Raw genomic sequence first — 3,145 nt, forward strand, 5'->3', positions numbered from 1 at the left:
TTCAGTTTGTTATTGAAGAAAAAGAAGTAACCCTGGCATCTAATAGCCTTGCAGACAAATCCTTTGTTGTTTCTGGGGTATTTGAAAATTATGGCCGTGACGAAATAAAAGAAGTAATTAAAAATCATGGTGGCAAGGTAATTTCAGCCATATCAGGTAAATTAGATTTTTTATTGGCAGGCGACAAAATGGGTCCTGCTAAAAAGGAAAAAGCGGAGAAATTAGGTGTCCAAATAATTTCAGAAGATGATTTCCGACAAATGATTGGTGCTTAACATGTTATCAAAAAGAATACTTTCATACAAAGCTAAAGGCCATCTTAAAAAGAATATGATTCCGCGTGGAAGCATGTCTTATAATAAGGTGAGTAGTGTTGGTATTGTATTCACCATTGATTCAAGGGAAAAACATGAGATTATAAAGTCGTTTGTAAAAAGCCTGGAAGAGGATGGTAAGAAGGTGGATGTGCTAGCTTACTTACCTCACAAAAAGGAGAATCACGAATTTCTCTTCGATTTTTTCACAGAAAAAGATATTTCATTTTGGGGCAAATTCAACTCTGAATTCGTTACAAATTTCACTAATAAGTCTTTCGACTATCTATTTTATATTGACGAACAAAGCAACCTATTAGTCCAGAACGTACTTGCCATGAGCAAGGCCAAATGTAGGATTGCCAAATTTGATGAGTCAAACGAACGATTCTGCGAGATGATGGTGCGTGTGCCCGGCAAGGGTCAGCTCAAGAAGCTCGTAGAAGAGATGTACAGATACACTAAAATTCTTTCTTAAATGAATATTGACAGATTGTATGGCACCGGTGTCGCACTGGTGACGCCATTCAATGAGAATGGTTCAATTGATTATGATGGTTTAAAAAAATTGCTTCAGCATACAGCCAAACAGAGTGTAGACTATTATGTGGTGCAAGGTACTACAGGTGAGTCTACTACTACAACAGCTGATGAGAAGAAAGAAATACTAAAATTTGTCAAACAGAACAATGCAGCTAATCTTCCAATAGTTTATGGAATTGGCGGTAATAATACCCATCAGGTCATCGAAACCATTAAGACAACAGATTTAAGTGGAGTAGATGCTATTTTATCGGTGTCACCGTACTATAATAAGCCATCACAGGAAGGAATTACAAAGCATTTTGAATTAATTGCTGACAACTCCCCTATTCCTGTCATACTTTATAATGTTCCTGGTAGGACCGCATCAAACCTAACAGCCGCGACTACGCTAGCACTTGCAAAGCACAAGAATATTATAGGGACTAAAGAAGCTTCAGGAAATTTAGAACAGGCGATGCACATAAGCGCCAACAAGCCGAATGACTTTTTATTAATATCTGGCGAAGATATGCTTACTGTTCCTTTGTATACCATTGGCGCCAAAGGTGTTATTTCTGTACTGGCTAATGGGTTTAGCGATGTGTTTAAAGAAATGAAGGAGCATGCTTTCAACAACAACTATGAAGCTGCCGCTAAGGCCGCTTTCAAATTGTTAAGTATTAACCCTTTAATGTATGCTGAGAGCAATCCAGTTGGCATTAAGCATGTGCTTAAGCTTCAAGGCGTTTGTGATGACTATGTAAGACTACCTTTATTACCTCCGTCAAACGAGCTTAAAAATGATATAAAAGCAGCTCTGAGTAAATTATAGCTTGTTTTATTGAAATATGGGCATAAAAAAAGATGATCAAATTGATCACCTTTTTTGTATCTAATCTGAAAAGATTAAGCTTTGTTTTTCATGTCCTGCACTTGAACTCTAATATCTTGAGCAAGATTTTTCAATTCTTGCATTCCTTTTCTTACTCTAGTTCCAGCAGCATTATTTTTTTTGTCATAGAATTTTTCGAAGTCAGACTCTAAATCCATAACTAAAGTTTTAAGTTCTTCAAATCTTTTCATACTTGATAATTTTTTAAGGTTATTGAAATTTTTCAGTTAATAATTTGAGGTGCCAATATACTTAAAATGTTTATAATTAAACCATTTAAGCACATTTTTTTCCTTTTTTTACTTATTTATTGCCATTATTTCTTCTCTTCTATAAACGCCATCGTCAAGTTTAGATTTTACGCTTGCAAAAGCATCAATAGTTTCTTTTACATCTTCCAATGTATGTGCCGCGGTCGGTATCAAACGAAGCATAATAACGTCCTTAGGGACTACCGGATATACCACCATTGAACAGAAGATATTATAGTTCTCTCGTAGGTCAACGGTCATGTTTCCACCCTCTCCTAATCCACCATGGAATAATACTGGAGTTACTGGTGATTTAGTTGATCCCAAATCGAAACCATGCTCTCTTAAGCCCGATTGTAAAGCATTAACAACTTTCCATAAGTTGTCTTTCAGCTCAGGTTTAGTTCTTAATAGCTCAAGGCGCTTCAATGCTCCTATAACCAATGGCATTGGCAAAGATTTCGCGTAAATCTGCGATCTCATTGTATATCTTAAATAAGTAATGATTTTTTCATCACCACCTACAAAAGCACCAATACTGGCCATAGATTTTGCGAAAGTTGAGAAATAAAGATCTATCTCATCCTGAACTCCTTGTTCCTCACCCGTACCAGCACCAGTTTTACCCATTGTACCGAAACCGTGAGCATCATCTACAAACAGTCTGAAACCATATTTCTCTTTAAGAGCAACTACATCCTTTAGGTTACCCTGATTTCCAGACATACCAAATACACCTTCAGTGATCACTAAAATACCACCACCTGTCTCATCAGTAATTCTTTTAGCTCTCTTAAGTTGAGTCTCAAGATTTTCAATATTGTTATGAGGATATACAAACCTTTTACCAATGTGTAGTCTCAACCCATCAATAATACAAGCATGAGATTCAGCATCATAAACGATTACGTCTTTTCTATCAACAACAGCATCGATAATAGAAAGAACACCCTGATATCCGAAGTTAAGTAGCATTACAGATTCCTTCTTAATAAAATCTGCCAGCTGGTTTTCTAATTCAATGTGGTGAACTGAGTTTCCAGACATCATTCTAGCCCCCATTGGGTAAGCTAGTCCCCACTGTGCTGCAGCATCAGCATCCGCCTTTCTCACTTCAGGATGGTTAGCTAAACCTAAGTAGTTATTCAAACTCCAGGTCAAAA

5 protein-coding genes are annotated in these 3,145 nt (G+C 36.7%); 3 read left to right on the plus strand and 2 right to left on the minus strand.

The genetic code is table 11. From position 1 onward, the window contains the following. From E1140_RS00935 to dapA, 3 genes are all read left to right on the plus strand, one after another. On the plus strand, window positions 1-275 hold a 275-nt coding region (locus tag E1140_RS00935), incomplete at its 5' end, for a BRCT domain-containing protein (RefSeq protein WP_343034111.1). A 1-nt stretch (window position 276) separates the two neighbouring features. Continuing rightward, on the plus strand, window positions 277-792 hold the full coding sequence (locus E1140_RS00940; protein ID WP_155178086.1) for a DUF6913 domain-containing protein: 516 nt from the start codon (window positions 277-279) through the stop codon (window positions 790-792). Beyond that, complete coding sequence (dapA, locus tag E1140_RS00945) at window positions 793-1,671, plus strand: 4-hydroxy-tetrahydrodipicolinate synthase (protein ID WP_155178089.1); 879 nt, start codon at window positions 793-795, stop codon at window positions 1,669-1,671. It begins immediately after the preceding gene. Between the two features lie 74 nt (window positions 1,672-1,745). On the opposite strand, the gene E1140_RS00950 is transcribed toward dapA, so the two are convergent. Both E1140_RS00950 and E1140_RS00955 read right to left on the minus strand, forming a co-directional pair. Next, complete coding sequence (locus tag E1140_RS00950) at window positions 1,746-1,922, minus strand: histone H1 (protein ID WP_155178090.1); 177 nt, start codon at window positions 1,920-1,922, stop codon at window positions 1,746-1,748. 108 nt (window positions 1,923-2,030) lie between these two features. After that, the coding region (locus E1140_RS00955; protein WP_155178092.1) for an aminotransferase class I/II-fold pyridoxal phosphate-dependent enzyme at window positions 2,031-3,145 on the minus strand (1,115 nt) is incomplete at its 5' end.

The organism is Fulvivirga lutimaris (assembly GCF_009711525.1).
In the GTDB taxonomy this organism is placed as follows: domain Bacteria; phylum Bacteroidota; class Bacteroidia; order Cytophagales; family Cyclobacteriaceae; genus Fulvivirga; species Fulvivirga lutimaris.

Bases quoted from the DNA above. Each gene is read 5' to 3' on its own strand.
- E1140_RS00940 (WP_155178086.1), top strand. From the start codon at position 277: ATGTTATCAAAAAGAATACTTTCATACAAAGCTAAAGGCCATCTTAAA.
- dapA (WP_155178089.1), top strand. From the start codon at position 793: ATGAATATTGACAGATTGTATGGCACCGGTGTCGCACTGGTGACGCCA.
- E1140_RS00950 (WP_155178090.1), bottom strand. From the start codon at position 1,922: ATGAAAAGATTTGAAGAACTTAAAACTTTAGTTATGGATTTAGAGTCT.